The organism is Sinorhizobium fredii USDA 205 (assembly GCF_001461695.1).
In the GTDB taxonomy this organism is placed as follows: domain Bacteria; phylum Pseudomonadota; class Alphaproteobacteria; order Rhizobiales; family Rhizobiaceae; genus Sinorhizobium; species Sinorhizobium fredii.
On record NZ_AUTC01000102.1, the window covers coordinates 1 to 930 of the forward strand.

1 protein-coding gene is annotated in these 930 nt (G+C 58.6%); it reads left to right on the top strand.

Features of this window, described 5'->3' with window-relative positions; all coding sequences use genetic code 11:
- Positions 1 to 394: 394 nt before the first annotated feature.
- Positions 395 to 930, top strand: a 536-nt coding sequence (locus tag N181_RS11075) for a flagellin N-terminal helical domain-containing protein (RefSeq protein WP_483439685.1), incomplete at its 3' end; no start/stop codon positions are given.

A 930-nucleotide genomic window follows, 5' to 3' on the forward strand; every position in this document is an offset into this window, starting at 1 on the left:
GCAGACGCAGCAGCAGCTCGCCGTCCAGTCGCTGTCGATCGCCAACAGCAACTCGGAAAACATCCTCCAGCTCTTCCGTTAATCGGCAGGGTAGGGTTAGGGATCTGTCGATCCCTAGTCCGCTCACGATTGCTGAACGCCCCAGAAAGCCGCACCTTGCGAAGGTGCGGCTTTTCCGCTTTTGGGCTCCCGCGCAAGGAATTTGTTAGGTTTTGTTAATTTTGTTAACCCGCCTTTAGACTTTGTTAACCACGTTGGCTTTAGCTGGCCGCATCGAAACGATGAGTTAACCAAGGTCACCAGCGGGTTAACAGGCATGACGCCGACCATTCGTTCCCGGCGGCGATCCGGAATGTTCAAACCATTCTAATGCCATTCGAGGGGCGAGCAGACCATGACCAGCATCCTGACGAACACGGCGGCGATGGCCGCACTTCAGACCCTCCGCGCCATCGACGACAACATGGAGACGACGCAGGGCCGCGTTTCTTCGGGCCTGCGCGTCGGTGAAGCGTCCGACAACGCCGCCTACTGGTCGATCGCCACCACGATGCGTTCCGACAACATGGCGCTCTCCGCCGTTCAGGACGCTCTCGGCCTCGGCGCCGCCAAGGTCGACACCGCTTACGCCGGCATGGAATCGGCCATCGATGTCGTGAAGGAAATCAAGGCCAAGGTTGTTGCCGCTACGGAAGAAGGTGTCGACAAGGCGAAAGTCCAGGAGGAAATTGCTCAGCTTCAGGACCAGTTGATGTCGATCGCCGAATCCGCCTCCTTCTCCGGTGAAAACTGGATTGCCGGGGGTACCGATACCGGCACCTCGACGCTTGATGGCACAGTCGTTTCCAGCTTCGTTCGCGCGTCCGATGGTACCGTTTCCGTCAAGACGACGACGTACACGCTCGATGGCTCCACCGCGGGTTCCATGAA